This is a genomic window from Microcoleus sp. Aus8_D2 (assembly GCF_036702665.1).
GTDB lineage: Bacteria > Cyanobacteriota > Cyanobacteriia > Cyanobacteriales > Microcoleaceae > Microcoleus.
This window is the reverse complement of record NZ_JAUBUN010000015.1, coordinates 25,675-29,196: the sequence shown is the minus strand read 5'-3', so window position 1 is coordinate 29,196 and position 3,522 is coordinate 25,675. Positions and strand designations below refer to the sequence as shown.

At 48.3% G+C, this 3,522-nt stretch carries 4 protein-coding genes; 3 read left to right on the top strand and 1 reads right to left on the bottom strand.

Annotated elements, in window-relative coordinates; genetic code table 11:
* Positions 1 to 259: 259 nt before the first annotated feature.
* Positions 260 to 676 carry a hypothetical protein gene (locus QUB64_RS14135; RefSeq protein ID WP_333276992.1) on the bottom strand — a complete coding sequence of 139 codons (417 nt, stop codon included), beginning with the start codon at positions 674 to 676 and terminating at the stop codon, positions 260 to 262.
* Positions 677 to 725: 49 nt separating this feature from the next.
* Here QUB64_RS14135 and QUB64_RS14130 point away from each other — a divergent pair, with 49 nt between their 5' ends.
* From QUB64_RS14130 to QUB64_RS14120, 3 genes are read left to right on the top strand one after another with little or no spacing between them, the layout of a single operon-like run.
* Positions 726 to 902: a hypothetical protein gene (locus QUB64_RS14130; RefSeq protein ID WP_333276994.1), complete on the top strand. Its 177-nt coding sequence runs from the start codon at positions 726 to 728 to the stop codon at positions 900 to 902.
* Positions 903 to 931: 29 nt separating this feature from the next.
* Positions 932 to 2,701, top strand: coding sequence for a S8 family peptidase (locus tag QUB64_RS14125; RefSeq protein WP_333276996.1), 1,770 nt, complete (start codon positions 932 to 934; stop codon positions 2,699 to 2,701).
* A complete protein-coding gene (locus QUB64_RS14120; protein WP_333276998.1) occupies positions 2,698 to 2,919 on the top strand; it encodes a hypothetical protein in 222 nt (73 codons plus the stop codon). The genes QUB64_RS14125 and QUB64_RS14120 overlap by 4 nt, the downstream gene beginning before the upstream one ends.
* Positions 2,920 to 3,522: the final 603 nt, after the last annotated feature.

Here is a 3,522-nt window from a genome sequence, read left to right as displayed (position 1 = left end):
GTTTGTAGTTAGGACTTTAGTCCTCTGGTTTTATGCGGACTAAAGTCCTCACTACAAACCATTCTCACGTTTGTAGTTAGGACTTTAGTCCTCTGGTTTTATGCGGACTAAAGTCCTCACTACAAACCATTCTCACGTTTGTAGTGAGGACTTTAGTCCTCTGATTTTATGCGGACTAAAGTCCTCACTACAAACCTATTTGATTGCGATCTATCTACCGGACATCAGAGGATTCAGAAATGCCATTGACTCGATAATTTTACAGGAAACGCTGCAATTCCTGCTGCAAATACTTTGCCCATTTAGTCGCTAGAGGAACTTCTGTAAAAGGAACCTGCACCGCCGCAGCCTCTTTGAACAAAAATTCTAGGGCGATCGCATTTCCAGAATTCGGCGGCGACTCTAAATCTACCACGGCACCGTTAACTAACAACCGCAGCGAATCCACATTTTTCAAAGAAAAAGTTTGCAAATTCACAGGCCCGCTGCGAGTAGGTTTCCCCCAAGTCAAACAGTCTTCTTGCTGACCGAGTACAGCATAAATATCGTACTTGGCCTTGGCGAATTGTTCTGCCCAGACCCGATACGCTTCCAGCTTTTGATACTCGTTCCATCCCGCCCAAGCCAGAGAAATAAAAATTGCCAGCAGCGGCAGCCACATTAAACCTCTTTCCATGCAATATCCTTGTTGAAAATACTCCCGATTTTGTTTGCCATCTGGTTTAATGATACAATTGATTGAACTCCTCAAACTTGCTCGGCAATTTAAACTAGAAATTACACCAATTTACGATCGCACGGACAGCCCGCACTGCAAAATACCAAACGCCCGCCCGCCAGTTCGACCGAAGCCACAACCCGTAAAACTGGCGATCGCACTGAAAATTGGGTTATTGTGGTGAACAAGCCTTCCCTAAACGGACGATCGGCCATGAAAAAGTTTTTCCTTTTGTGCTTATTTTTAATCGGGCTCGGCTGGGCAATTTCAAATTTCCCAGGACTGGCTACTCAAGGCACCTACGACTCGATTGTGCTGGATTTCCGCGAAGATATCGGTGCTGCTGAGATTGCCAAAGAAGTAAATGCGATCGCCCAACAGTACCAAATCGCACCGCAACTCAACAGCGAATTCTCAGCATCAGATAATGTGTATGTTGTCAAGGGCGATCGCACTTTGCTAACAGCCCTGAAAAAATCAAATGTGGCTAAAGATACCGAATACATTGAACCGAACTACGTCTACAGCGCATTCGAGATTCCCAACGACCCCATGTATACTAAGCAGTGGAATCTGCGCAGCATCAACGTAGAATCTGCCTGGAACGAAACCAAAGGCAGCGGTACAACAGTAGCGATAATTGACACCGGCATTACCCCCGTCGCCGACTTAAAAGAAACCAAATTTGTACCGGGCTACGACTTTGTAAACGATCGCGCCGAAGCCTACGATGACAACGGCCACGGTACTCACGTCGCCGGTACAGTCGCCCAATCAACTAACAACAACTACGGCGTCGCAGGCATCGCTTACGAAGCAGCTTTAATGCCGCTCAAAGTATTAAGCGGCAGCGGTGGCGGTACAGTTTCCGACATCGCCGAAGCAATTAAATTTGCTGCTGACAACGGCGCAGATGTCATCAACATGAGTTTAGGCGGCGGCGGCGAAAGTCAGTTAATGGCAGAGGCGATCGACTACGCCCACTCTAAAGGCGTTGTCATCATCGCAGCCGCCGGCAACTCCGGCGAGAGTTCCGCTTCCTATCCCGCCCGCTATCCCCACGTGATCGGCGTTTCCGCCCTCGGCCCCAACGAAGAAAAAGCCGATTATTCCAATTTCGGCGCGGGTGTTGACATTTCTGCCCCCGGCGGTTCCGAACTGGGCAAAATTCTCCAAAGTACGATCGACCCAGAAACAGGTGCCGAAGTCTTTGAAGCCTACCAAGGAACCAGCATGGCTTCTCCCCACGTCGCCGGCGTTGCAGCCCTGATCAAAGCATCAGGCATCACAGAACCAGACCAAATTCGCAGCATACTCTTGCAGTCCTCGCGGAATGTCACAGAAGACCCCTTAAACCATTTTGGTTCGGGACACCTAGACGCAGGCGCAGCAGTTCAGCTAGCCCAGCGCGGACAAATCAACTTCCGCGACTTCTTCCGCTGGCTGCGCGACAACGGCTATCTCAGCCCCCGCTTCTGGATTGACGGCGGTGCAGTCGCCCTGTTACCTAAAATTGCCATGGTGCTCGGTTCTTACCTGCTAGCTTTCATTTTGCGGAATTATTTTCCGTTCCAATGGACTTGGGGCTTTTCCGGCGGCTTGATAGCTGGAAGTTCAGGGTTCTGTTTCCTACGCAACTTGTTTGTCTTTGACTTGCCGCAGTGGCCGATGAGAATCATGGGTAGTTCTATCCCCGAACTCGGCGGTGCAATTAACGGCAGCAGTATGCTGAATCCCTTATTTGCTAGCGTTTTGATTCCCGGCATTTTGATTGTTTTGCTGTTGGGACACAGAGAGTGGAAGTGGATCGCGATCGCCACATCGATCGGCTTTGCTAGCTGTTTAGCCGTGAACGCTGTTGTCTCTCCCGCAGTTTGGGGATTGGGAACTGGTGTAGTAGCACAAACATTCTTGATTGTCAATGCTTTGTTGTGTTTTGGATTGGCACGTTTAGCAATTAAAACAGAGGCGCAGTCTGCATGAGTATTACAGTCAAAGGCGAAATTGAACGCAAAGGATTAGGCCCCGGTACTTGGGCTTTAGTCGGCGAAGATGGGGAAACTTACGAACTTAAGGATGCTCCTTCTGAGTTGAAAAAAGCAGCTTTGAAAGTCAGCGTCAAAGGTGAAATCCGCAAGGATGTGATGACTTTTGCGATGATCGGGCCGGTGCTTGAGGTGCAGTCTTTCGATCTGTTGTAGCTCGAAAGACTAATCCAGCTTTCGATCGAAAAAAAACCCCGGCCAAAATTGGCTGGGGTTTATTAATCAGGGTGCATCTACTAATTTAATCTCCCACCCGACAGCACCTCTTTCAGGACTGTTTCGGAAAATCGATGATTTGAGAAACCCGGTTTCTTTCTAGATTTCTGGTTCCTGTACGCAAAACTCGTACAAACCAGGTTTCTCAACCCATGCACCTAGATCCTCAACCTGTCGCTACCTCTTGTTATACGTAAGTTCTACAAAAAAAACTCCCGCGCCAAAATTGGTCGGGAGTTAATTAATCAGGGTGCATCTACTAATTTAATCTCCAGCTCAACAGCACCACATTCAGGACAGTTTGGGAAATTTATGATTTCAGAAACCCGGCTTCTTCCTCTATTTGTAGGGTGCGCACTGCCCACCTTACCCTATTTGTACCTCTCTTAAGCATCGACAAAAAAAACCCGGCCAAAATTGGTCGGGAGTTAATTAATCAGGGTGCATCTACCAACTAAGCTTCCTAAGAATTCTCGCGCAATCCGGACACTTACCTCAAACTTTTTCAGCATCAGCCTCAATACCGCAAAAAAAACCCGGCCA